Here is a 22,947-nt window from a genome sequence, read left to right as displayed (position 1 = left end):
TTTTTTTTTTTTTTTTTGTGTTTTTATTTATTTTTAAGTAGATTTGTGGGAGGCAGAGGTGGGGTGCGGGCGGGGGCCCGGCGCGGCGCCCCGGGGCCCGCCGCCCGCCCGCGGCACCCGGCCACCGCGCCAGCGCAGGGGACGGACCCGGCCGCCGCGGCCCGTCACCAGGTCCACCGTCGTGCTGAACGACAGGACGTCCACGACGATCAGCACCGCGCACTCCCGCCCCAGCCCGGCGACCCCTTCCGCACCCCACCTCAACCGCAGGTCATGCCCGTCCTGGGCGAACGCGTCCACACCCCCCAGCATGCCCGGGTCCCACCCGGATGCGAGACTCCACCCGTGCGCGTCTACTTGGGATCAGACCACGCCGGCTTCGAGCTGAAGAACCACTTGGTCGAGTACTTGAAGGGCCAGGGCCACGAGGTCACCGACATCGGCCCGGCCGTCTACGACGCCGCCGACGACTACCCGGCCTTCTGCATCGAGACCGCCCGCCGAGTGGTGGCGGACGAGGGCAGCCTGGGCATCGTCATCGGCGGTTCCGGCAACGGCGAGCAGATCGCCGCGAACAAGGTGAAGGGCGCCCGGGCCGCGCTGGCCTGGAAGCCGGAGATCGCCGAGCTCGCCCGCCAGCACAACCACGCGCAGCTCATCGGCCTCGGTGCGCGCATGCACACCGTCGAGGAAGCCACCGCGATCGTCGACGCGTTCCTGTCGACCCCGCCGTCGGAGGACGAGCGGCACGGCCGCCGCGTGCAGCAGATGCTCGACTACGAGCGCACCGGCACCCCGCCGCCGCTGCCTGCCTGATGCCCGAAGGGCACACCCTCCATCGGCTCGCCCGCCTGCACCAGCGGCGGTACGCGGGCGCGCCGGTGGGCGTTTCCAGTCCGCAGGGCCGCTTCGCGAGCGAGGCGGCCCTTTTGGACGGTCAGGTCATGCTGAAGGCCGAGGCCTACGGCAAACACCTGTTCCACGACTTCGGCCCGCTCGGATCGGTGCACGTCCACTTGGGACTGTACGGCACGTTCACCGAGGCGAAACTGCCGGAAACCCCGCCGGTGGGCCAGGTCCGGCTGCGGCTGACCGGCCGGACGCACTGGACGGACCTGCGCGGCCCCACCCGGTGCGAGCTGCTGACTCCGGACGAGGTCGACGCGATCAAGGCGCGCCTCGGCCCCGACCCGCTGCGCCGCGACGCCCGTCCGGACGAGGCGTGGCAGCGGATCTCGGCGTCCCGCACGTCGATCGCCGCGCTGCTGATGGACCAGTCGGTCATCTCCGGCGTCGGGAACGTGTACCGCGCGGAGGTGCTGTTCCGGTACCGCATCAACCCGATGGTGCCCGGCCGCGCGCTGGACCACGTGCAGTGGAAGGAGATGTGGACCGACCTCGTCGCGCTGATGCGCAAGGGCGTGCGGATCGGCCGCATCGACACCGTGGACGACGAGCACCTGCCCGAGGTCACCGGCCGCGCGCCGCGGCAGGACCGGCACGGCGGCGAGGTGTACGTCTACCGGCGCACCGGCCAGCCGTGCCTGATCTGCGGCACGCCCATCGCCCACACCGAGCTGGCCGGGCGGAACCTCTACTGGTGCCCGGTCTGCCAGGCGGCGTGAAAAAGCGGGCCGGACGTGGTGTCCGGCCCGCTGAGTGGTGACGCGTCAGAAGCCGCCGAAATCCCCGCCGAAGTCGCCTCCGAAGTCGCCGCCCATGTCGCCGCCGAAGTCCCCGCCCGCGTCGCCGCCGGCGTCACCCATGTCGCCGCCGTCGGCTCCCGCGTCGGCCATCGCGTCCTCCTGGCCGGCGTCGTAGCCGGACTCCCACGCCGAGGCGCTGGCGATGCCTGCCATGCCGCTGAACATCGCGCTGAACAGGAACATCGAGCCCAGGCCCCACGCACCCGCTACGAGCGCCGGCTTCCACCACGGCTCGCTGTACCAGCCCTGCGGCACCGGGCGCCCGGCCACGCGGCCACCCGGGTAGTAGTAGGGCGTGTTGTCGCCCGGGTTCGGCGACGCCTCGTAGTGCCTGCCCTCGACGTCCACGCTGCGGTGCTCGGTGACCTTGCCGGCGCGCTCGCGCTCGGCCTCCTCGGGTAGCTTGGGGCCGGGGTCCATGCCCATCGCCTCGCGTGCCGCGCGCACGTAGTAGAGCCCTTCGAGCGCGGTCTCCTTGACGAGCTTGGCCTGCTCGGCCGTCTGCGCCTGCTCCAGCTGCGAGCCCGCCGCGTTGTAGCGCTCGGACGCGTCGGCCAGTGCCTGCTTCGCCGGCTCGTTCGAACCCACGAGGTTCAGCACCTGGCCACCCAGGCGCTCGACCAGGCGCCGGGCGTCGGCCTTCGCGTCGTCGAGCTGGCGTCGCCGCGTGGCGGCCTGGGCCTTCGCGAAGTAGGCGATGCCGCCCACGATGAGGACGAGGAGCACGATCACGGTGATCGTGGTGCCCATGGCTACTCCCGGAAGTTCGGTGTCTTGAACCGGACAACGCGGGCGCTACGCCGATGGTTCCCAGCTCGCGCACAGGACGCGCACGGGCACCTCCTCGGTGAAGACGCCGCCGGGTTCGGCTTCGCGGAGCGCGGCCCGCAGGTCGGCGTCGAAACCGCGCCGGCCTGCGGCGTCGAGCTTTTCCAGCGCGCCCGCGGAGTAGAAGGCGCCGACGACCTCGTCGAGACCGAGCCGCTCGGTGTGATCAAGGCGATGTTCCCGCACCCGCGTGAACCCGGCCCGTTCGAGCAGGTCCCGGTACCGCGCGCGCTCGGCGTCGCTGCTGCCGCAGGTGGGGAAGTCCAGCGCGCCCAGCCAGCGGGTGGACACCTGCCGGATCGCCGTCGCCCACCGGGTGCGCTGCGTCCAGACCGGGGTGCCGTTGGCGATCACCGCGACGCCGCCGCCCGGCCGGAGCAGGCGGGACAGCGCCGCGAACAGCGGGCCGGGGTCCATCCAGTGCAGCGCCTGGCCGATGGTGACGAAATCGAGACCGCCCGCGCCGAGCAGGGGCTCCAGCGCGGGCACGTCGCTGTCCGCGCCGACGACCCACACGACGTTTCCGACCTCGGCGGCGCGGGCGTGCGCGAGCATGTCGGGGGAGGGGTCCATGCCGATCACCGCGCCCGCCCTGGCGGCCATCGGCACGGTCAGCTGACCGTTGCCGCAGCCCAGGTCGAGCACCCGGCCGAGCGGGAACTCCGCCGCCAGCAGGTCGAAGACCTCCGCCCGGTACCCGCGGCGGAAGCGGGCGTAGTCCGAGGCGACGTCGCCGGCGAATTCCTGGATCACGGTGACCAGTCTGTGAGCTGGCGGAACGCGGCCGCAAGCTGTTCCGCTCTCGACGAAAACTAGAACACGTTATAGTCTTGGTCGCATGAAGTTCACTCTCTCGGTCGCGATGAACCCCCTGGACCAGTTCACCGAGCTAGCGCGCACCGCCGAGGAGTGCGGCTTCTCCTCGATCGCGTTGCCGGACTCGCTGTTCTACTCCGAGCACGTGTCCGCCGAGTACCCGTACACGCCGGACGGCAGCCGGTTCTGGACCGCGGACACGCCGTGGGCCGACCCGCTGGTGGCGGTCGCGACGATGGCCGCGGTGACGGAGCGGATCGAGTTCTACACGTCGGTGCTCAAGCTCGGCTCGCGGAACCCGGTGCTGCTCGCGCGGCAGGTCGGGTCGGTCGCGGTACTGTCCGGCAACCGGTTCGGGCTCGGGCTGGGCGTCGGCTGGTCGCCGGAGGAGTTCGAGTGGTGCGGCGCGCCGTACGCGAAGCGCGGCAAGCGCGTGGACGAGGCGATCGAGGTGCTGCGGCTGATCCTGGACGGCGGGATGGTCGAGTACCACGGCGAGTTCTTCGACTTCGACAAGCTGCAGATGAGTCCTGCGCCGTCGGAGCACGTGCCGTTCTACATCGGCGGGCACACCGAGGTGGCGTTGAAGCGCGCCGCGCGAGTCGGTGACGGCTGGTCCTCGGCGATGATGAAGTTCGACGACCTGCGCTCCACGATCTCGCGGCTCGCGGAGCTGCGTGCCGAGTACGGGCGGGCCGACGTGCCGTTCGAGATCCAGGCGGTGTGCATCGACCGGTTCGGCCTGGACGGCTACCGCGAGCAGGCCGAGATCGGCGTGACCGACATCGTCACGCAGCCGTGGGTGTTCGACGGCATCGGGTTCGGCGATCCGGTCGGACCGAAGAAGGACGCGATCCGCAAGTTCGCCGACGAGGTCATTTCCCGGTTCTGAGGGGGCGAGTCATGGGTGTGCAGGTGTGCTGGGACGTCGAGGCCGAGCAGCCGCCGGCCCGGGTCGCCGCGTGGCGGTCGATGAACGCGACCTGCCGCGGCGCGAAGGACGAGTGGCTGGCGTTGTTCGCGCCGGACGCGGTGATCGAGGACCCGGTCGGCAAGTCGATGTTCGACGAGGAGGGTCGCGGGCACCACGGCCACGAGGGGATCGCGGCGTTCTGGGACCTGGCGATCGCGAAGGTCGAGCGGTTCGAGTTCGTGATCAAGGATTCGTTCGCGGCCGGCGACGAGGTGGCGAACGTCGGGACGATCACGACGTACCTGCCCGGCGGGTACCGCGTCGACACCGAGGGCGTGTTCGTGTACCGGGTGGGCGAGGACGGGCTGGTCCGGTCGATGCGGGCGTTCTGGGAGACGGAGCGGGCGATGGCGACGGCGCGGCAGGTGGGCGGGTAAACAGTGGGCGCACGTTCGTAAGCCGTGTGTTACCGGCGGTGTGGCTGGTGTTCGCCGTGTGCCGGTGTTCGCCACGATGCCGCGCATGCACGGCAGATCGCCTTTGGAACTGTGCGTTTACTGGGGCTGGCTCCCCGACAGCGACGCCGGAGCCACCCACTGGGTCTCCCCGGCGCGCGACTACCACCCGAGGACCGGGCTGCGGTCGAACTGCGGGAGGCGCTGCATCCCGTCCGAGAGAACCCACGCGTGGCGAAAGCTGCCCCGGTGCCGGGAATGCGTGTCGTCACTCGGTGTCCAGCAGGACCGGGCGACCACCGCGCTGGGCTTCGACGGCGGCGTCGATCCGGGCGACCAGTGACGGGCGGGTCTTGGCGGGCAGCTCGTCGCGGGTGAACAGGCGCGCCGAGAGGATCTCGGGATCGGTGAGCGTGAGGGCGGCGACTTCGGCTTCGGTGATGAGCCCGCCGTCGAAGACGAAGTAGAGGCCCTCGGGCAGGCGATCCCCGGATTTGCGGTGGTCGATGACGAGGAGATCGCCACGGGGGCGCTCGATGCCGAGCTCTTCGCGGACCTCTCGCGTCGCGGCTGCCCACGGTGACTCTTCGGCGTCGACGGTGCCGCCCGGCAGGTCCCAGTACGGCTTGTACGAGGGTTCGACGAGCAACACGCGCCCGGCGTCGTCGCGGAACAGGACGCCGGCCGCCATGCGCTTGCGGGGCAGGGCGGCGATGTACTCGTCGAAGGGGAGCAGATCCACGGGGTGCGAGGCTAGACCAGGCGTTTGGTGAACCCCGCGGCTATGAGGCGCTGCAGGGCACTGTGGACGTTCGCCGGGAAGGGTTGGGGGATCGCGAAACCCCGCTCGGCGTAGAGGGTGATCCGTTGCGTGTCGCCGACCAGCATGTTGATCACCCGGTCTTCGTCGCTGATGGTGTGCAGGTGCTCGTCGAGCGTTTGCGGTTTAGCGGCGCACACGACGTCCACGTCGGGCCACAGCTTGCGGCAGGTCGCGTAGGCGCGGCGCTGCTGGTAGGGGCGCGAGACGAGCGTCACGGACCGGATGTCGAGGTCGGCGAGCAGTCGGCGGGTGAAGGTGATGTTCTCGCCGGTGTTGGTGGCGCGGGTCTCGAGCCGGATGGCCGCCGCCGGCACGCCGCGGGCTCGAGCGTGCTCGCCGAAGTGGACGGCCTCACCGCGCGGGAACAGGTCGACCGTGGTGGGCGCGTTGGCGCCGGTGAAGACGACCAGCGGGAACCGGCCGGCGTGGTACAGCTCGGCGGTGTGGTCGGCGACCCCCAGGTCATGACTCCCGAGCCCCACCCCGACATCCGTCCGCCGCGGCTCGTGGTCCAAGTGGTGGTAGCGCCAGAGCGTCTCGACGTCGGCGCGCAGGTGGTCGTCCACAGTCCCATCAAAGCCGATCTCGGGCGACGAAGACTCTATTGGCGTCGCATGCGCTGCCAAGCTAGGTCTGAGTTTCCCACGGCCCGGCGAAGCGCCCGATGGTGATCATTTCGTAACCGAGAAACGGTAACGTTAGCCCTAACGCGAACGACGTTCAACTTAGCTGCTTTGAGGGGGTGGGATATGCAGTCGGCCGGAAGTTGACACCATTCTCGAGTGGCTAGCCCTCTCGGTATATCGCTGATCGTTACGTGCGCGCCATTGACGCCACTTGCTAATGAACTCCTCATGCGTGGCGGACACCGGGCCGCTGGGCATGCCCATCAGCACTCTTTACTCTATCCCACAAGGCAATAATAAGTCACACACCGCTACCGGTTGTGCATCCCGGCAGGACGTCACATTGGCTGAATATCCAACAAGACTGAGTCGTAGTACAAATATGCAAACGGCCAGCTGGTTCCTCGATCTCCGATCCTCCAAAGTGCTCGATCTAGATCCTCCATATCAGAGGCGAAGCGTTTGGAATCGACAGTACCAAGAGTTCTTTATCGACTCGGTGGTTAGAAACTACCCTGCTCCTAGTATATTCCTGCAAGTCGAATTCGCGCCCCAAAGGCCGACGAAATATCACGTTATAGATGGTAAGCAGCGCCTTACGGCCCTGTTTGAATTTTACGATGACAAGTTCACAACGTCGGACAGTCTCGATGACCTTGGCTTAGGAAACAAATACTTCTCGGGGTTGGACGAGAACGTTCAAACCTCGATCCTAGAATACGTGTTCACTGTCGAAAGTATCAAGCAAGCATCAACCGCTGAGCTGAATCAAGCCTTCGATCGCCTAAATCGCAACGTAGCGCGCCTCACGAAACAGGAACTTCGGCATGCCAAGTATGATGGAGCCTTCATCAAAAAGATCGAGGCTCTCGCCGAGGATGAATTCTGGACTGAAGTTGGTTTGGTGACACCTGCGCGAATTCGCAGAATGTCGGACGTCGAGTATGTCTCGGAGTTCTATGCAATCTCAATGATGGGGGTTCAGGAGGGCAAAGATTACCTAGACGAAGTATATGCGCAAAACGATCTAGAGATCATCGGTGAGCAAGAGGCTGATCGGAACTTTGCCGGCACGAGGAAGGCGCTCGAGGCGATCTCTGAGATATTTCCGTTGAAGTCAACACGATTCTCGAACGTTGCTGATTTTTACTCGCTTTGGGCGGCTGTTTCGCAGATTGTCCGCGACGGGAACGCTATCGACATCGAGTCTGCTGCGCTTAACTTGCGGAAGTTGAACGACGAGTTGACTGAACAGCGGACTGAGCGTGCAAAAAGGTATTTGTTCGCGGCGATACAGGGGTCTAATAAGAAAGCTAACCGAGAAGCCAGGGCAGTAGTCATCTCTAGTGCAATATTAGGGCAGTGATGTCGCATCATCGAATCCCTCTGGAATTCGCAGCGTCCTTCGAAAAGTTGCGGCCGGCGTTGGAGCAAGCTCAAGAGCATGTGCATTCGAGGCTATTTGGCTGCCTTGAAGAATTGAATCCAGTGGCGATTCAAATGCGGATCAAGGCGCCTTTTTCGACTTACGAGAAGATTCAGAAGGGCGGCTACGGTGAGTTGCGGGAGATTGAGGACCTTGTTGCTGCCCGCGCGATATTTCTCCATCCTTCACACGTTCGGCAAGCTGTGGAGCTCGTCAACGACTCGTTTCCTGTCGTTTCAAGCAAGAACGACGAGGTCGCTAAGCCCTATGAGTTTCAGTATCGACAACCACATTTGGTGCTTACTCTTCCCGAGGAGTACCTCAAAAGGCATCGGTCACTGCATTGGGTGAGATGCGAAGTGCAGTTTACGACGTACATTCAACACGCCTTGCAAGAGTCGGTGCACGACGTGATCTACAAAGGGCATCGATTCTCGTGGCAGGCGCATCGGCTAGACGGTCGTTTGCGTGGACTGTTGGAGATCGTAGACTCGGTACTTGAAAATATGGAGAACGTTGTTGAGATCGAAGAGGAGCCCGGTTATGAACTCTTCGACAAGCGAAACGAAATTATTGAGCAGTGCCGAGAAATCTGGTCATCCGACGATCTGCCGACCGACCTACGAAGATTTGCGATAACTATCGAGCAGCTCCTTAGAATTGCCGACGCGGCGCCTGGCGACTTGCTTGAATTTGCTTCTCGAAATCAAGACATCGTTCAAGCTATCCCGTTGAATGCGATTGACAAGGTAATTGGCATCTTGCTGCGTGAGCGCTCGGTGCAAATGCGGAACCGGATCAAGGACAGGAAGATTCTGGTATCAACAGAGCTTGAGTCGTTCCTCTCTCGGGAGCATATGCTGCCGGACGGTAACAGGTTTAAAACATCGTCCTGACAGCGACCTTGGAGTGCTAACCGGTGGATCTCCTGAGCTGGCGGAGTTCGCCGTCAAGGCCGGACTGCCCGAAGGGTTCCACTTCCATGATCTCCGCCACACCGGCAACCAGATGGCGGCGGAGGCCGGCGCGACCACGCGGGAGCTGATGCAGCGGATGGGGCAGAGCACGGCGCGGGCGGCGCTGATCTACCAGCACGCGACGAGTGCCCGTGACCGGCAGATCGCCGACGAGCTCAACGCGCGGGTCGAGCGGTACCGGCAGGGCGGGAGCTAGTGGCACGGTAATGGCACGACAACAGCGAGCGGCGGCCCTCAGGACCGAGGACCGCCGCTCGTTGCATAGCTTGACCTGCGAAGACAGTGAGAGCGGGCGACGGGAATCGAACCCGCACCACCAGTTTGGAAGACTGGGGCTCTACCATTGAGCTACGCCCGCATGCACCCGCATCGTACGGGCGCGTCTGCGAGTCTAGCGGCTCGCGCTAGAGTGATCGCACCGCCCCGGCCCTGGGGCGAACCGGGATGTGGCGCAGCTTGGTAGCGCATCCGCTTTGGGAGCGGAGGGTCGCAGGTTCAAATCCTGTCATCCCGACCACCATCAACCGGCCGGTCGCCCGTGTGGCGGCCGGCCGGAGTCGTGTCCGGCGGCGGGCACCGCGTCCGGCAGGCGCTTATTTTTCGTCACCGCCATCCTTAATTGTGTTCAACACGATTTTCGTGAGGCATGAACAGAACCTCAGTGCGCCGCGTCAAGTGTTTACCTCGGTTACCTACTTCGCAGTACCGTTGAGATTTCCTCCTCCTTCACTTACTGTCCTCCAGCAGACCTGGGGGTGGTGCTTTTTTCCAACGGTGAACGAAGGACAGAATGGGCTCGATGACGGAATTGACGTTCGGCTGGATCGCGCCCGTTCTGTCGTACGTCATGGCGTGCGTGGGAAGCGCACTCGGTCTCCGCTGCATGGTGCGAGCGCTTTCCGCGACCGGCCGTTCCCGCCGCCACTGGCTCGTCAACGGCGCCATGGCCATCGGCACCGGGATCTGGACCATGCACTTCATCGCGATGATGGGGTTCGGCGTCACGGGCAGCGAGATCCGGTACGACGTCCCGCTCACGGTGCTCAGCCTCCTGGTCGCAATCGCGGTCGTCGGCATCGGCGTGTTCGCCGTGGGCTACCTCGCTTCCAAGACCCTCGCCGTGCTCGTCGGCGGCGCCGTCGCCGGCCTGGGCGTCGCCGCGATGCACTACATCGGCATGGCCGCCATGCGGCTGTCCGGCAACGTCTCCTACGACCCCGGCGTCGTCACGCTGTCCGTCGCGATCGCGGTCGCCGCCGCGACCGCCGCGCTCTGGGCCACCCTCAACATCCACGGCAAGGCCGCCGCGGTGGGGGCGTCACTCGTGATGGGCGTCGCCGTCAGCGCCATGCACTACACCGGAATGGCGGCGGTCAGCGTCGAAGTGCACGCCGGGCATTCCGTGACCAGTGGCGCCACCCCCATGCAGTTCGTGTTCCCGCTCACCGTCGTGCTGGGTTCCTACCTCTTTCTGACCTCCGCGTTCGTCGCGCTTTCCCCGGGTCCGCAAAAAGAACTGACGACCTGAGCGAATCGCGAACGAATTCCGCAATTGGAGAACCATGGCCGTGCGCCGAGAAAAGCATGCCCGCATTTCGCCGGCCCCCCGGCTCGTCGACCGCCTGACGCCGCGGTCCGTCCGCGCGAAGATCGTCGCGCTGCTGATGGTGCCGGTGGTCTCGCTGATGGTCCTGTGGGGCCTCGCCACGGTCTCGGCCGTGCAGACCGCCTGGAACCAGCGTCAGGTCGAGAAGTTCGACACCCACCTGACCGCCCCGGTCGCCGACCTGGTCACCGGCCTGCAGGCCGAACGCGCGGTCGTCGCCGCCCACCTCGCCGGCTCCGGTGACCTGCCCGCGCTGGAGCAGCGGTACGCCCAGACCCGCGCCGCGCTCACGACGCTGCGCGACGGCGTGACCCTGGTCGCCGCCGACCTCGCCGGCCTCGCGCCCGACCTGGACCGCCGCCTCGGCGACCTCGTCGCCGACGTGACCAGGCTGGGCAGCGCCCAAGGCGCGGTGACCGCCCGCCAGGCCGACTGGCGCGCCACCTTCGACGCCTACTCCGACGCCATCGACACGGCCTTCGCGGTCGAGGCCGCCCTCGCCGACGTCCACGACATCCCGGTCGCCCTGGCCGTGCCCGCCCTCGGCCGCGTCGGGGAGATGCTCGCCCGGCAGGACGCCGCGGCCCGCGCCGCGGCCGCCGGGCGCGCGAACGCCGAGACCTACCGCGCCTTCGTCGACGCGCTCGGCGGGCAACGCGTCCTCACCGCCGGTCTGCTGTCCGACCTGCCGGACGCCCAGCGGGAAGCCCTCCGCGACATCACGTCCAGCGACTCCTACCGCGCCCTCACCGACGTGCAGAACACCGTGCAGGCCGACACCGCGGGCCGCGCCCTCGCCGCGACCGTCACCTCCGGCCAGTGGGCCTCCTCGCTCGACGCGGTCACGCGCGACCTCGCCGCCGTCCGCTCGGAGGCCGCGACCGAGGCCGCCGCCGAAGCGGACGACGCGCGCAGCGCGGCCCTCACCGAAAGCGCGGTGACCGTCCTGCTGGGACTCGCCGCCGTGCTGCTCGCCCTGCTGATCTCCGTGCGGATCGGGCGCGGCCTGGTGATCGAGCTGGTCGGCCTGCGCGACTCGGCCCTCGAACTGGCCAACCGGCGGCTCCCGCGCGCGATGCGCAGGCTGCGGGCCGGCGAGAAGATCGACCCGGACGCCGACGTGCCGGTGGTGCCGCCGAGCGACGGCGAGATCGGCCAGGTCGGCGCCGCGCTCCACGCCGTGCAGCGCGCCGCCCTGACCGCCGCCGCGGAACGCGCGGAGCTGCTCACCGGCGTGTCCGGTGTGTTCGTCACGCTCGCCCGGCGCAGCCAGTCGCTCGTGCACCGCCAGCTCAGCCTGCTCGACACGATGGAACGGCGCACCGAGGAACCCGCCGAGCTGGAGGACCTCTTCCGCCTCGACCACCTCGCCGCGCGCATGCGCCGCCATGCCGAAGGGCTGATCATCATGTCCGGCGCCGCCCCCGGCCGCGTGTGGAGCAAACCCGTCCCGCTGATGACCGTCGTCCGCGCGGCCGTCGCCGAGGTCGAGGAGTTCCAGCGCGTCGAGGTGCACCGGATGGCCGACGTCGGCGTCCAGGGCGCCGCCGTCGCCGACCTCACCCACATGATCGCCGAGCTGGTCGAGAACGCCACCTCGTTCTCCCCGCCGAACACCACGGTCCTGGTGCACGGCGAGGCCGTCGGCGCCGGGTTCGTCGTGGAGATCGAGGACCGCGGCCTCGGCATGGGCCCGGAGCGGCTGGCCGAGGCCAACCGGCGGATCGCCGAGGCGCACCAGCTCGACCTGTTCGACGGTGAGCAGCTCGGTTTCTACGTGATCAGCCGCCTGGCCCGGCGCCAGGGCATCACCGTCACGCTGCGGCGCTCGGCCTACGGCGGCACGACCGCGGTCGTGCTGCTGCCGACCGCGCTGCTCACCCGCGCCGAGGCCACGCCCGCCGACGCCGAGGTCCCCACGGCCCGGTCGCGCCCGGCGCGGCGCCCCGAGCCGGCCCGGGAACGGGACAACGGACGGCACCGTCCGCCGCCGCGCCCGCCGGCTCCGCCGCGGCCAGAACCGGTGGTCGCCGAGGACGACGAAACCGGCGGTCTGCCGCGCCGCAAACGACAGGCGCACCTCGCTCCCGGGTTGCGTGAATCCGCGCAGGACGAAGCCGCGGCGCCGCGGACGTCGCCCGACGAGGCCCGCGCCACCATGTCCGCCCTGCAGCAGGGATTCACCCGCGGACGCAACGGATGACGACGAGAGGGGTAGCGGTGGACACCACCGATAACAGCAGGGAGCTCGCCTGGCTGCTGGACGAGCTGGTGGGCAACGCGCCACGGGTCCGGAACGCGCTGCTGCTGTCCAACGACGGCCTGGCGATGGCCACTTCGACGGGGATGACCCGCGAGGAGAGCGAGCACCTCGCCGCGGTGTCGTCGGCCCTGAACAGCCTCGCGAAGGGCGCGGGCAGGCAGTTCGACGCCGGCGCGGTCCGGCAGACGATGGTCGAGCTCGACGGCGGGTTCCTGTTCGTCATCGCGGCGGGCGGCGGGACCTGCCTGTCGGTGTTCGCCGAGGCAGGCACGGACATCGGACTGGTCGCTTACGAGATGGCGCGGCTCGTCTCGCAGGTGGGTGAGCACATGTACACCGCACCGCGGCTGGACCGGACAGGCACGTGAGCGACTGGTACGGCGACGAGTCCGGCCCCATGGTCCGCCTGTACGCGCTGACCAGGGGCCGGGCCCGGCCGTCCGCCGACTTCCTGGACATCATCGCGCTCGTCTCCGCCCGCACGCGGCCCGAGCACGACCTCACCTTGAGCCCCGAGCAGGCGGTGATCCTCCAGCTGTGCCAGGCGCACACGCTGTCGGTCGCGGAGATCGCGGCCCGCGCGAACCTGCCGCTCAACGTCACGCGGGTGCTGCTGGCGGACCTGCTGAACGGCGGGCACATCGAGGTGACCCGCCCGGCGCCGGCCGCCACCGGGCCGACCGATCGCATCCTGAGGGAAGTGCTGAATGGACTCCGTGCGCTCTGAACCACTGCCCGCGCCTGCGAAACCCTTCACCGCGTTGAAGATCCTCATCGCGGGTGGTTTCGGCGCGGGCAAGACCACGATGGTCTGGGCCGTCAGCGAAATCCAGCCGTTGCGCACGGAGGAGTACCTGACCGAGGCCGGTGCCGAGATCGACGACGCCGAGGGCGTGGAGCAGAAGACGACCACTACGGTCGCCATCGACTTCGGCCGGATCACGTTCGACGAGCACCTCGCGCTGTACCTGTTCGGCACGCCGGGGCAGGACCGGTTCTGGTTCTTCTGGGACGACATCGCGCAGGGCGCGCTCGGCGCGGTCGTCATCGCCGACACGCGCCGCCTCGAAGACTGCTTCCCGGCGGTCGACTACTTCGAGCGGCGGGAGACACCGTTCGTGGTGGCGGTGAACTGCTTCGCCGGATCCCGCCAGTACCGCGCGAACCAGGTCGCGGCGGCGCTCGACCTCGACCCCGGCATCCCGGTGGTGCTGTGCGACGCGCGGAACCGGGAGTCGGCCAAGGAAGTGCTGATCGCGCTGGTGGAGCAGGTGCGACGCGGCAGGCACCGCTGAGTTCGGCCGGGACCGACACGACCGGTTCCTAGCGTGGCGGCGTGAACACCGCAACGGACGAGCACGTCGTGATCGACCCGAAGATCCTGTACTTCGGCACCCCCGTGGTGCTGCTGTCGACCGAGAACGCCGACGGCAGCGCCAACCTCGCGCCGATGTCCTCGGCTTGGGCGCTGGGCCACGTGGTCGTGCTGGGGCTGTCCGCCGCCTCGCACACGGCGGCCAACCTCCGCGCGCGCCGGGACGTCGTGGTCAACCTGCCGGGCCCGGAGCAGTGGCGGGCGGTGGAGCGGCTGGCCCCGCTCACCGGCGCGGACCCGGTGCCCGCGCACAAACGCGGCACGTTCCGGCACGAGCCGGACAAGTTCGCGGCGGCCGGGCTGCGGCCCGTGGACTCGGACCTGGTCCGGCCGCCGCGGGTGGCGGACTGCCCGATCGCGCTGGAGGCGCGGGTGGCCGAGGTGGGGGAGGGCTGCGGCGGCGGGGTCGTGGTGGTGCAGGCGGAGGTGCTGCGCGTGCACTGCGATCCGCGGCTGGTGGTGCCGGGGACGCAGCACGTGGACCCCGGCGCGTGGAGGCCGCTGATCTACAACTTCCGGCACTACTTCGGTCTCGGGCCGGAGCTGGGGCACAGCTTCCGCTCGGAGACGCCGCGCTAGGTGGCTGGGGCGGCCTGGGTGGTGGGGTTGCTGTTTGGGGGAGGGGCGGCTTTGTGGGGCTGTTGCTTGGGGGAGGGGCGGCTGTATGGGGGGTTTGTGGCTGCGCGGGGTCGCCGGGGCCGCAGCCTGCGGCTGGGTGGTGGGGCTGTCGTTCCGGGGAGCGAGCGGCGGCTGCGTGGCGGACTGCGGCTGGATGGTGGGGCTGCCGTTCCGGGAGCGGCGGCAGCGTGGCGGCTTGTGACTGGTGGCCGGGCTGCTGCGCGGGGGAGGGCGGGGCCTGCGACTAGGTGGCCGGGCTGCTGCTCGGGGGAGGGGCGGCAGCGTGGCGGCTTGTGAATGGGTGGCCGGGCTGCCGTTCGGGGGACGGGCAGCAGTGGTGGCTGGCGCTGGGTGGCCGGGCTGCGGCTCGGGGCAGGGGCAGCGTGGCAGCCAGCGCCCGGGCGGCGGGAGCAGCCGCGGCAGGTGAGCGGCGGGCAGGATCAGCGCGCCCGAGTCACCACAGTCAGGAGCCCTGCTCGCGGCGGGCGCGGGCCCGGCGTTTGCCCTCGTGCATCGCCTGCACGCGGGCGATCGGGATGGTGCGGCCGTGCTCGACCAGCTCCTCCGGCAGCTCCTGCGGGTCCGGCAGCGACTCGGTCCACGGGTCGCCCGAGTCCAGCAGCCGCAGGGCCTCCCGCAGGGTGAAGTCGCCGGGGTGCACGTTGTCCAGGTCGCTCCACGGCACCGGGAACGACACCGGCAGACCGGGCCGCACCCGCGGGCTGTAGACCGACACGACCGTAGCGCCACCCGCGCGGGTCGAGTCGAGGAAGACCTTGCCCTCGCGGTCCTCGCGGATGAACGCCGTCGTCGCCAGTTCCGGGTCGAGCGCCTCGGCCCGCGCGGCCAGCGCCCGGGTGGCCGCGGCGGCCTGCTCCGCGTCGGCGCCGCGCACCGGCACGAAGATGTGCACCCCCTTGGAACCGCTGGTCTTCACCGCGCCGGCCAGACCGCAGTCGTCCAGCGCGCGGCGCACCAGGTGGGCCGCGCGCACCGCCAGGTCGAAGGCCGCCGAGCCCTCCGGCGGATCCAGGTCGAGCACCAGGTGCGTCGGCTGGTCCAGGTGCCCGGCGAGGCCCAGCGTCGGGTGGTACTCGATCGCCCGCTGGTTGCCGAACCACAGGAGCGTGCGGCGGTCGTCGCACAGGGCGTAGGTCACCTGCCGGTGCGAGCTTTCGGCCCACATGCTCACCCGCGGCACCCACTCCGGCGTGTACTTCGGCAGGTTCTTCTGCATGAACGCGTCCTGGCCGCGCAGCACCCGCACGACCGACAGCGGACGGTCCCGCAGCGCCGCGATCATCCGGTCGGCGACCGCGTCCAGGTAGTCGACCAGATCGCGCTTCGTGGCGCCGGCATCGGCGAACAGTGACTGGTCGAGGTTCGTCAACGACACGCCGTCCCGCACCTCTGCGCTGCTCATGGCCCCACTCTTGCCGATCCGTGTCGTCCAGGCCACCCCTGGCCGGGTTTGCCGCCACCCGCGCAGGGGTAGCGATTCCCCGTGGACATGGGTGAGCGGTACCGGCTCGAGGAGCGGATCGGTGGCGGTGGCAGTGCCGACGTGCACCGCGCGTGGGACCGCGTCGCCGAACGCGAAGTCGCGATCAAGCTCTTCCACGCCGGCTCGACACCCGCCCAGCAGCGGCGGCAGGCGCAGGAGTTCCGCATCCTGGACCGGTTGCGGCACCCGGCTCTGGTGCCGCTGTACGACTCCGGCGTGTGCGACGGGCGCGCGTTCTTCGTGATGCGGCTGGTGCACGGCCCGACGCTCGCGGACCGCATCGCCGAGGGGCCGCTGGCGGTGGACGAGACGATCGAGCTGGGCGCGCGGCTGGCGGACGCGCTGGCCTACGTGCACCACGCCGGCATCACGCACCGCGACGTCAAGCCCGCCAACATCCTGCTCGGGCCGGACGGGGCGGTGCTCGGTGACTTCGGCATCGCGCAGGGCCACGACAGCACCCGCTTCACCACCACCGGCACCGTCGTGGGCACCGCCGCGTACATGGCGCCCGAGCAGGTGCGCGGGGAACCGGTCGGGCCGGCCGCGGACGTCTACTCGCTCGGGCTGGTGCTGCTGGAATGCCTGTCCGGGCGGCGCGAGTACCCCGGGTCGCTGACCGAGTCCGCGGTGGCGCGCCTGCTGCGCCCGCCCGCGGTGCCGGAGGGCCTGCCACCGCACTTCGCGGACCTGTTGCGGCGCATGGGGAACCGGGACCCGCAGGGGCGGCCGACGGCGCGCGAGGTGGCGGCCGTGCTCGGCGGGGTCACCCGGCCGCTGGTGCCGCTGAAGCCGAAGCGGCGCCTCGGTGTCGCCGCCGGGATCACCGGCGTGGCGGCCGCGGCCGCGATGGCGTTCACCCTGCTGAACGGCTCCACCACGGAGGCTCCGGCCTCGGTGCCCGCACCCACCGCGCCGGCCCCCGCGCCGGTGGCCGCACCGCCGGTGACGAGCGAAACACCCGCTCCGGTGGCGAAAACCGCTCCGGCGAGCCAGAGCGAGGAGGCTCCCGCTCCCGCGAAGGGCCGGAAGGACGACAAGGGCAAGGGCCAGGACAAGGGCAAGGGGCCGGACAAGAAGCCCGGCAAGGACAAGTGAGGCGTCAGACCGCCTTGCTCATGTGCACCAGCGCGCCGTCGAGGAACGGCTCCTCGCGGTCCACCCGGTAACCCAGCCGCCGGTAGAAGCGGATGTTCTCGGTGAACAGGGCGTTCGTGTAGAGCCGTACGCCGGGCAGGCCCATCGACTGGGCCAGCAGGTCGGCATGCCGCATCAGCAGTCGCCCGTAACCGGCGCCCTGCGCGGACGGCCGCACGGCGACGTTCTCGATCAGCAGGTGGTCCACCGCCGGGATCATCTCGATCAACGCGACCAGCTGGTCGTCGTCGTAGAGCAGGTCGATGTGGTGGGCGGTGACGGCCTGCCGGTAGTCCGTGCGCATCGGCAGGGGTTCGCGCCGGATGAGGTCCACCCACTTCGCGTACGCGGCGTGGACGAGTTCCCGGATCGCGTCGGCGTCGTCGGGCGTCGCGCGTCGGAAGAGGTACTTGTGCGGCATTTCTCCTCCTTCGCGGCCGGGCGGTTGCCCGTGGGCCTCGGGGGTACCCGGTGGCCGCACGAACAGCCGAGTATCAGGAGAGCGTATGGCGCAGCACGCCGGACTCCGGGACCTCGCCGCCGCGGGTCGCGCGGAGGCCGACGCCTACCGGGGGAACCACGACCGTCCGCTGGGCGGCTATCTCGTCGTCATGCTCGTGTACACCTCGCTCGTGGCGACGGCGGTGCTCGCGGCTCTGCTCACCGGCCGGAAGTTGCCCCGTGACCTGCGGGTGTCCGACATCGCCCTGATGGCGATGGGTACCCACAAACTGGCGCGCACGATCAGCAAGGACGCCGTCACCAGCCCCTTGCGCGCCCCGTTCACCCGATACGCTGACGCCGGCGGGCCGGCCGAGGTGATGGAGGAGGTGCGCAAGCCCTCCGGGCTGCGGCACAGCCTCGGCGAGCTGCTGAGCTGCCCGTTCTGCCTCGACATGTGGGTGGTGACCGGGTTCACCGTCGGCCACGTCTTCGCGCCCCGGGTCACGCGTCTGGTCGTGGCGGCGATGGCCGCGCTGACCGGCGCCGATTTCCTGCAGCTGGCCTACGCGAAGGCGCAGCAGATCGCCAAGGGCTGAGCCCGCCGGGTGTCGCGGAGGAGGAGCAGGGGTACTCGCACCGCGGACAGGAGGTGCGATGACTGAGCTGATGACCCGGGAAGACGCGGCCATCGAGGTCCGCGACCCCGCGAGCGGCGAGCTGGTGGGACGCGTGCCGAGCGCGACTGCGGAAGAGGTCGACGAGGCGGTGCGCGCGGCGCGGGCGGCGTTCGCGGGCTGGGCGCGGACCGCGGCGGGGGAGCGGGCTGCCGCGGTGAAGGCCGCGGCGGCCGAGCTGCGCGAGCGGGCCGACGAGCTGGCCGCGATGAACAACCGCGAGACCGGCAAGCTGCCGGACGAGGCACGCGAAGGTGTCCTCGCCGGCGCGGGGACCCTGGAGCAGTACGCGGAGCTGGGGCCCGCCCACCGCGGGCGCAGCCTGCAGGGCGGCTGGGACGCGACGGACCTGATGGTGCCCGGGCCGCGGGGCCTCGTGGTGGCGCTGACGCCGTGGAACGACCCGGTCGCGGTCGCGTGCGGGCTGATCGGCGCGGCGCTGGCGACGGGCAACGTCGTCGTGCACAAGCCGAGCGAGCGGTGCCCGCACGTCGGGCGGATGCTGACCGAGCTGATCGCGCGGCACCTGCCCGCGAACGTGCTGGTCTGCGTGGACGGCGACGGCCGGGTGGGCGCGCAGCTCGCGGAGTCCGCCGACGTCGACGTGATCGCGCACGTCGGCAGCACGGCGACCGGCCGTTCGGTGGCGGTGGCCGCGGCCCGGACCGGGGCGAAGGTGCTGCTGGAGAACGGCGGCAACGACGCGCTGATCGTCGACGCCGGTGTGGATCCGAAGTGGGCGGCCGGGCAGGCCGCGCTGGGGGCGTTCGCGAACGCCGGGCAGATCTGCGTGTCGGTGGAGCGGATCTACGTGCACCGGTCGGTGGCCGACGAGTTCCTGGACGCGCTGGTGGCGGAGGCGCGCAAGCGACCGTCCGAGGTGCCGATGGCGCCGCTGGTGGACGAACGGCAGCGCGAGCACGTGCACTCGCACGTCGAGGACGCGGTGGCGCAGGGCGCGTCGCTGCTGGCGGGCGGGACGTTGCCGGACGGACCGGGCGCGCACTACCCGGCGACCGTGCTGGCCGGGTGCACGCCGTCGATGCGGGTGCTGAGCGAGGAGACGTTCGGGCCGGTCGCGCCGGTGCGCGTGGTGGACAGCTTCGACCAGGCGCTGGAAGAGGCGGCCGACGACCGGTACGGCCTCACCGCGACGGTGCTGACCGAGTCGATGGCGCACGCGCAGCGGGCGTGGCGGGAACTGCCCGTCGGGACGGTGAAGGTGAACAACGTCTTCGGCGGCGCGCCCGCCGGGGCGGCCCACCCGCGCAAGGCCAGCGGCGAGGGGTTCGGCTACGGGCCCGAGCTGCTCGACGAGATGACCGTGACGAAGGTCGTCCACATCGGACCGTCCGGCGGCCGGGCGTGAACGTCCGGTCCCGCCCTCTCCCCGGGGGCGGGACCGGAACGCGTGTCAGCGGGTGGCGAAGACGTACGGCTTGAGCGGCGGCTCCGCCGGCACCCGGCCGTGCAGGGCGAGCTGCTCGGCGATCACACCGGTCAGCGCCGCGTAGTCGGTCGCGAACCGCACTGGATCGACTCCGGGCATGAACAGCTGTCCGCACGTTTCGCGGGGCACGCGTGCGGGGTCGGCCGGACCGGGATGCGTCAGGGCGTCCATCGCGATCGCGTACGCCGTCGGGTCGTAGGTGCCGACGGCGAGGTGCTCCCCGGCCACGTTCGCCGGGCACACGTCCTGGACGGCCACGTTAGCGATCCGCCCGCCCCCGCCACGGAGGCTGGTGGTGCCGCTGTCGTCGAGGTTGGGCTGGACGAACTCGTCGGTGCGGGTGTAGACCGCCGTGTAGGAGATGCCAGGGAAGGTTTCCTGACCGGAGTTCATCGCCCTGGTGTAGGCCGAGTTCAGCGTCTGCTGCCACAGCGCGGGTGCGCATCCGAGGACCGGCGGGCACATCGCGTTGATCACGACGCTGCCGTGGTTGGTCGCCCCGAGTCCGACGTAGTCGTCGACCATCGGCCGCAGGTCGGGCCAGAACCGCAGCGCGAAGCGGGGTTCGGTGCCGCCCTGGCTGTGGCCGACGACGTCGACCTGGCGTCCGCTGATCCGGTGCACGTGCCGGATCGCGTTGACCACGTACTCGGCGGAGACCTGGGCGTCGGACATCGCCTGGTCCGGCAGGGTCACCGCGCAGTAGGGCCTGCCGAGCCGGTCCAGCGCCCGGAACCAGTTCCAGCCGAAGTCCTGCTGGGGGGTCAGGGTCGTGCCGGGCACGAAGAGCACCACGTCTTCGGTCGCCACGGCGGCGTTCGCCGTGCAGGTGATGCTCTTCGCCAGCTCCGCGGCGGGCACGGTGAGCTCCGGTCCGGGGCGGTCCACCGGTGCGAAGGACGGTGCGGCGGCCGCGGGCGCCGGCACGGCGATGGCTGCGGCGATCAGGGCTGCCGCCGCGAGAACACGGTGAAGGCGCATCGTTGCTGCCTTTCTGTCCACATCGGATCCACTTGGGGTGCCGGGAACGATAACCGTGCGCCGACGTCGGTGCAACACATTCAGAAATGTTGCAGACCGCGTCCCCTCGACGTAGAGTGCCGGTGTGAGCACAGACGTGTCCTGGAGCAGGCTGGCGTCGGACGCGGCGCTGGAGTCCGCGCGCCGGGAGCCGTTCACCAGGCTGTCCCGCGAGCTCTACGCGGGACAGGAGAGTCGTCACGCCGGGCCGCGCCAGGCTCTGCGGGCCGCGCGCCGCACCTTCCTCGCCGGTGAGCGGGTCGACATGGGGGCGCTGGCCGCGGAACTCGGGGTCGACCGGGCGACCCTGTTCCGCTGGGTGGGCAACCGCGACGAGTTGCTGTCCGAGGTGATCTGGTCGCTGTGCCTGCCGACCTGGCAGGGCGCCGTCCGCGGCGCCGAGGGGACCGGGGTGGCCCGGGTCGTGTCGGTGTTCCACGCCTTCAGCGGTGCCATCATCGACGCCGGGTTCTTCCGGGCCTACCTCCGCCGGGAGCGCGACCGCGCGCTGCGGCTGCTCACCACCCGGGCCGGTGTGCACCAGACCCGCGTGATCGCGCTGTTCGAAGGGCTGCTCCGCGCCGAGGAGGCCGATTCCGGTCTGCGGCTGCCGCTGCCCGCGCACGACACGGCGTACGTGATGACCCGCATCGCGGAGTCGTTCATCTACGCCGATCTGATCGTCGGTGAGGAACCCGACGCGGCCAAGGCGGCCGCCGCCGTCGCGGCTCTGCTCGGCCCGGCCCAGTCCTGAGTGGACAACGGCCTACGCTGATTCGCGCGGCTTCAGCGACACCGGCCGTCGCGCGCCTCGCCGGTCGACGGGATGACCGTCACGAAGGCCGTCCACATCGGATGGTCCCCCGGTCGGGCCGGTCAGGCAGGCACGCGGCCGAGAGCCTCGGCCAGCTGGGCGCGGTAGGCGGCCAGCCGGCCGGGGCGGTTGCCGGTCAGCGCGCCCACCAGCTCGCCATCCCGCCGGTAGGCGATGTCGAGTCTGCCGCCGTCCGGGTCGTTTTCGTGGACCTCGACGGTGTCGGCGAACGCGGGGAAACCCACGGCGCGGAGCCGGACGCCGTAGAGGTCGGACCAGAACGACGGCACCGGGCGGTAGGTGGCGGGATGGGCCGGGTCGAGCAGGGTCCGGGCGGCCACCTCGGCCTGTTCGACCGCGTGTGTCCAGTGGCCGAGCACGGCGCCGTCCGGCTCCGCCCACGGGTGTGGCCACCGGGCCACGTCTCCCGCCACCACGATGCCCGGCACCGGCGTCCCGTCGATGCCGAGCGCTCGTGCGTGGTGGTCGCAGACGAGACCGCGGTCGATGCGCAGGCCCGCGCCGTCGAGCCATCCGGTGCGCGGCGACGCGCCCAGTGCCACCACCGCGAGATCGGCCGCCACCCGGGTGCCGTCCGACAGGATCGCGCCGGTCAGCCGGTGGCCACCGGTGAACGAGCCGACCCGCGTGCCCGTCCGCAGGGACACCCCGGCCGCGCGGTGCAGTGCCGCGACGAACTCGCCGGCGACCGGCCCCAGTGCGGAGCGCAGCGGCTGCGGCTGCGCTTCGACCAGTTCGACGGACGTCCCCCGGCCCCGGGCGGCGGCGGCCAGTTCACCACCGAGGAAACCGGCCCCGACGACCAGCAGGTGATCGCCGCCGCCGAGCCGGTGCCGCAGGGCCCGGGCGTCGTCCAGCGTGCGGAACACCCCGACTTCCGGCGGATGCGTTCCCGGCCAGGGGTTCGGCGCGGCGCCGGTGGCGACGACCAGGCCCGTGTAGGGCAGGACGTCGCCGCCGTCCAGTTCGACGGTGCGGCCCGGCACGTCCGGCCGGCGGGCTCGCCGTCCGAGCACCCAATCGATCCCGAGCCCGGCGGCCGGCAGTGCCGCCGCGGACTCGTCCGCGGTCGCGGCGAGGAGCTCCTTGGACAGCGGTGGCCGGTCGTAGGGGAGATGCGGCTCGGCGCCGACGACGGTCAGGCGCCCCCGGTAGCCGTGGCGGCGGAGTGCGGCGCACGCGCGCTGGCCCGCCAGGGACGCACCCACCACCACGATGCCCGCGTCACCGGCGGTCATGCCGCCGGTCTTCCGCTGCCGGACGGGCCGACGGTGATGGCGCGCACCGGGCAGGCGGACGCCGCCCGGATCACGTCCGCACGCCGTTCTTCCGGTGGGGAGGGCGAATAGCGGAGCTGGTCGTCGTCGTCGAAGGAGAAGACGTCCGGCGCGCCGAAGACACATTGGCCGTGGCTCTGGCACACCGCGAGGTCGACGTGTACTTGCACCGTG

At 70.0% G+C, this 22,947-nt stretch carries 27 protein-coding genes, 2 tRNA genes and 1 pseudogene; 19 read left to right on the top strand and 11 right to left on the bottom strand.

Going from position 1 to position 22,947, the window contains the following annotated elements:
• Positions 1-126 precede the first annotated feature (126 nt).
• Positions 127-312 (bottom strand): annotated as a pseudogene (locus ABZ215_RS28450) (hypothetical protein); the annotation flags it as partial.
• Between the two features lie 33 nt (positions 313-345).
• Here ABZ215_RS28450 and ABZ215_RS28445 point away from each other — a divergent pair.
• Entirely contained in the window at positions 346-816 is a 471-nt protein-coding gene (locus ABZ215_RS28445) for a ribose-5-phosphate isomerase (RefSeq protein WP_017987650.1), read from the top strand.
• Positions 816-1,625 carry a zinc finger domain-containing protein gene (locus tag ABZ215_RS28440; RefSeq protein WP_354952931.1) on the top strand — a complete coding sequence of 270 codons (810 nt, stop codon included), beginning with the start codon at positions 816-818 and terminating at the stop codon, positions 1,623-1,625. Before ABZ215_RS28445 ends, ABZ215_RS28440 begins: the two co-directional genes overlap by 1 nt.
• A gap of 45 nt (positions 1,626-1,670) precedes the next feature.
• Here ABZ215_RS28440 and ABZ215_RS28435 read toward each other — a convergent pair whose 3' ends face one another.
• The gene (locus tag ABZ215_RS28435; protein WP_354714533.1) at positions 1,671-2,456 is read right to left on the bottom strand and encodes a hypothetical protein; all 786 of its coding nucleotides are present in this window, start codon (positions 2,454-2,456) and stop codon (positions 1,671-1,673) included.
• Between the two features lie 45 nt (positions 2,457-2,501).
• Positions 2,502-3,287, bottom strand: a complete 786-nt coding sequence (locus ABZ215_RS28430; RefSeq protein WP_354952929.1) for a methyltransferase domain-containing protein — start codon at positions 3,285-3,287, stop codon at positions 2,502-2,504.
• A gap of 85 nt (positions 3,288-3,372) precedes the next feature.
• Between ABZ215_RS28430 and ABZ215_RS28425 the strand changes: the two genes are divergently transcribed.
• Both ABZ215_RS28425 and ABZ215_RS28420 read left to right on the top strand, forming a co-directional pair.
• Positions 3,373-4,242, top strand: a complete 870-nt coding sequence (locus tag ABZ215_RS28425) for an LLM class F420-dependent oxidoreductase (protein ID WP_020418226.1) — start codon at positions 3,373-3,375, stop codon at positions 4,240-4,242.
• A gap of 11 nt (positions 4,243-4,253) precedes the next feature.
• Positions 4,254-4,700, top strand: a complete 447-nt coding sequence (locus ABZ215_RS28420) for a nuclear transport factor 2 family protein (RefSeq protein WP_237339522.1) — start codon at positions 4,254-4,256, stop codon at positions 4,698-4,700.
• A gap of 286 nt (positions 4,701-4,986) precedes the next feature.
• Here ABZ215_RS28420 and ABZ215_RS28415 read toward each other — a convergent pair whose 3' ends face one another.
• The gene (locus tag ABZ215_RS28415) at positions 4,987-5,460 is read right to left on the bottom strand and encodes an NUDIX hydrolase (RefSeq protein ID WP_354952927.1); all 474 of its coding nucleotides are present in this window, start codon (positions 5,458-5,460) and stop codon (positions 4,987-4,989) included.
• Between the two features lie 11 nt (positions 5,461-5,471).
• Complete coding sequence (locus ABZ215_RS28410; protein ID WP_354952925.1) at positions 5,472-6,107, bottom strand: YdcF family protein; 636 nt, start codon at positions 6,105-6,107, stop codon at positions 5,472-5,474.
• Positions 6,108-6,399: 292 nt separating this feature from the next.
• Here ABZ215_RS28410 and ABZ215_RS28405 point away from each other — a divergent pair, with 292 nt between their 5' ends.
• Genes ABZ215_RS28405 through ABZ215_RS28395 form a run of 3 tightly spaced genes read left to right on the top strand, consistent with a single transcriptional unit; the run spans position 6,400 to position 8,766 of the window.
• A complete protein-coding gene (locus tag ABZ215_RS28405) occupies positions 6,400-7,533 on the top strand; it encodes a DUF262 domain-containing protein (RefSeq protein ID WP_354952923.1) in 1,134 nt (377 codons plus the stop codon).
• Positions 7,533-8,489 carry a hypothetical protein gene (locus ABZ215_RS28400; protein ID WP_354952935.1) on the top strand — a complete coding sequence of 319 codons (957 nt, stop codon included), beginning with the start codon at positions 7,533-7,535 and terminating at the stop codon, positions 8,487-8,489. The genes ABZ215_RS28405 and ABZ215_RS28400 overlap by 1 nt, the downstream gene beginning before the upstream one ends.
• A gap of 13 nt (positions 8,490-8,502) precedes the next feature.
• On the top strand, positions 8,503-8,766 hold the full coding sequence (locus tag ABZ215_RS28395) for a hypothetical protein (RefSeq protein ID WP_354952921.1): 264 nt from the start codon (positions 8,503-8,505) through the stop codon (positions 8,764-8,766).
• 91 nt (positions 8,767-8,857) lie between these two features.
• Here ABZ215_RS28395 and ABZ215_RS28390 read toward each other — a convergent pair.
• Positions 8,858-8,928 (bottom strand) — tRNA-Gly (locus ABZ215_RS28390).
• Between the two features lie 82 nt (positions 8,929-9,010).
• On the opposite strand from ABZ215_RS28390, the gene ABZ215_RS28385 reads away from it, so the two are divergent.
• The 8 genes from ABZ215_RS28385 (at position 9,011) to ABZ215_RS28350 (ending at position 14,634) form a co-directional block, all read left to right on the top strand.
• A tRNA-Pro gene (locus tag ABZ215_RS28385) sits at positions 9,011-9,087 on the top strand.
• A 282-nt stretch (positions 9,088-9,369) separates the two neighbouring features.
• Positions 9,370-10,098 (top strand): MHYT domain-containing protein, encoded by a 729-nt coding sequence (locus ABZ215_RS28380; protein ID WP_354952919.1) that lies wholly within the window; start codon positions 9,370-9,372, stop codon positions 10,096-10,098.
• Between the two features lie 40 nt (positions 10,099-10,138).
• Positions 10,139-12,379, top strand: coding sequence for an ATP-binding protein (locus ABZ215_RS28375; protein WP_354952917.1), 2,241 nt, complete (start codon positions 10,139-10,141; stop codon positions 12,377-12,379).
• A 17-nt stretch (positions 12,380-12,396) separates the two neighbouring features.
• Positions 12,397-12,807 (top strand): roadblock/LC7 domain-containing protein, encoded by a 411-nt coding sequence (locus ABZ215_RS28370; protein WP_237339519.1) that lies wholly within the window; start codon positions 12,397-12,399, stop codon positions 12,805-12,807.
• Positions 12,804-13,166: a DUF742 domain-containing protein gene (locus ABZ215_RS28365; RefSeq protein ID WP_020418244.1), complete on the top strand. Its 363-nt coding sequence runs from the start codon at positions 12,804-12,806 to the stop codon at positions 13,164-13,166. Before ABZ215_RS28370 ends, ABZ215_RS28365 begins: the two co-directional genes overlap by 4 nt.
• Positions 13,147-13,734 carry an ATP/GTP-binding protein gene (locus ABZ215_RS28360; RefSeq protein ID WP_354952915.1) on the top strand — a complete coding sequence of 196 codons (588 nt, stop codon included), beginning with the start codon at positions 13,147-13,149 and terminating at the stop codon, positions 13,732-13,734. Before ABZ215_RS28365 ends, ABZ215_RS28360 begins: the two co-directional genes overlap by 20 nt.
• Before the next feature lie 41 nt (positions 13,735-13,775).
• Positions 13,776-14,393: a flavin reductase family protein gene (locus tag ABZ215_RS28355; RefSeq protein ID WP_354952913.1), complete on the top strand. Its 618-nt coding sequence runs from the start codon at positions 13,776-13,778 to the stop codon at positions 14,391-14,393.
• 85 nt (positions 14,394-14,478) lie between these two features.
• On the top strand, positions 14,479-14,634 hold the full coding sequence (locus tag ABZ215_RS28350; RefSeq protein WP_354952911.1) for a hypothetical protein: 156 nt from the start codon (positions 14,479-14,481) through the stop codon (positions 14,632-14,634).
• Positions 14,635-14,895: 261 nt separating this feature from the next.
• On the opposite strand, the gene ABZ215_RS28345 is transcribed toward ABZ215_RS28350, so the two are convergent.
• Complete coding sequence (locus tag ABZ215_RS28345; protein ID WP_020423288.1) at positions 14,896-15,855, bottom strand: ATP-dependent DNA ligase; 960 nt, start codon at positions 15,853-15,855, stop codon at positions 14,896-14,898.
• Positions 15,856-15,942: 87 nt separating this feature from the next.
• On the opposite strand from ABZ215_RS28345, the gene ABZ215_RS28340 reads away from it, so the two are divergent.
• Positions 15,943-17,034, top strand: a complete 1,092-nt coding sequence (locus ABZ215_RS28340; protein WP_354952933.1) for a serine/threonine-protein kinase — start codon at positions 15,943-15,945, stop codon at positions 17,032-17,034.
• A 4-nt stretch (positions 17,035-17,038) separates the two neighbouring features.
• Here ABZ215_RS28340 and ABZ215_RS28335 read toward each other — a convergent pair whose 3' ends face one another.
• Positions 17,039-17,494, bottom strand: a complete 456-nt coding sequence (locus tag ABZ215_RS28335; RefSeq protein WP_237339515.1) for a GNAT family N-acetyltransferase — start codon at positions 17,492-17,494, stop codon at positions 17,039-17,041.
• A gap of 85 nt (positions 17,495-17,579) precedes the next feature.
• Between ABZ215_RS28335 and ABZ215_RS28330 the strand changes: the two genes are divergently transcribed.
• Positions 17,580-18,113 carry a DUF1360 domain-containing protein gene (locus tag ABZ215_RS28330; protein WP_354952909.1) on the top strand — a complete coding sequence of 178 codons (534 nt, stop codon included), beginning with the start codon at positions 17,580-17,582 and terminating at the stop codon, positions 18,111-18,113.
• Between the two features lie 58 nt (positions 18,114-18,171).
• Positions 18,172-19,560, top strand: coding sequence for an aldehyde dehydrogenase family protein (locus ABZ215_RS28325; protein WP_354952907.1), 1,389 nt, complete (start codon positions 18,172-18,174; stop codon positions 19,558-19,560).
• A gap of 45 nt (positions 19,561-19,605) precedes the next feature.
• Here ABZ215_RS28325 and ABZ215_RS28320 read toward each other — a convergent pair whose 3' ends face one another.
• Positions 19,606-20,622 carry an alpha/beta fold hydrolase gene (locus ABZ215_RS28320; RefSeq protein ID WP_354952905.1) on the bottom strand — a complete coding sequence of 339 codons (1,017 nt, stop codon included), beginning with the start codon at positions 20,620-20,622 and terminating at the stop codon, positions 19,606-19,608.
• Positions 20,623-20,746: 124 nt separating this feature from the next.
• On the opposite strand from ABZ215_RS28320, the gene ABZ215_RS28315 reads away from it, so the two are divergent.
• Positions 20,747-21,415, top strand: a complete 669-nt coding sequence (locus tag ABZ215_RS28315; protein ID WP_354712499.1) for a QsdR family transcriptional regulator — start codon at positions 20,747-20,749, stop codon at positions 21,413-21,415.
• A 122-nt stretch (positions 21,416-21,537) separates the two neighbouring features.
• Here the strand turns inward: ABZ215_RS28315 and ABZ215_RS28310 are convergent, their stop codons facing one another.
• Together ABZ215_RS28310 and ABZ215_RS28305 are read right to left on the bottom strand one after the other, a co-directional pair.
• Positions 21,538-22,734 (bottom strand): FAD/NAD(P)-binding oxidoreductase, encoded by a 1,197-nt coding sequence (locus ABZ215_RS28310; RefSeq protein ID WP_354952903.1) that lies wholly within the window; start codon positions 22,732-22,734, stop codon positions 21,538-21,540.
• The gene (locus ABZ215_RS28305; RefSeq protein ID WP_020423296.1) at positions 22,731-22,943 is read right to left on the bottom strand and encodes a ferredoxin; all 213 of its coding nucleotides are present in this window, start codon (positions 22,941-22,943) and stop codon (positions 22,731-22,733) included. Before ABZ215_RS28305 ends, ABZ215_RS28310 begins: the two co-directional genes overlap by 4 nt.
• Between the last annotated feature and the right edge of the window lie 4 nt (positions 22,944-22,947).

Origin of the sequence: Amycolatopsis sp. NPDC006131, assembly GCF_040614175.1 — a bacterium.
In the GTDB taxonomy this organism is placed as follows: Bacteria; Actinomycetota; Actinomycetes; order Mycobacteriales; family Pseudonocardiaceae; genus Amycolatopsis_E; species Amycolatopsis_E tucumanensis.
This window is presented reverse-complemented; position numbering and strand designations above follow the sequence as displayed.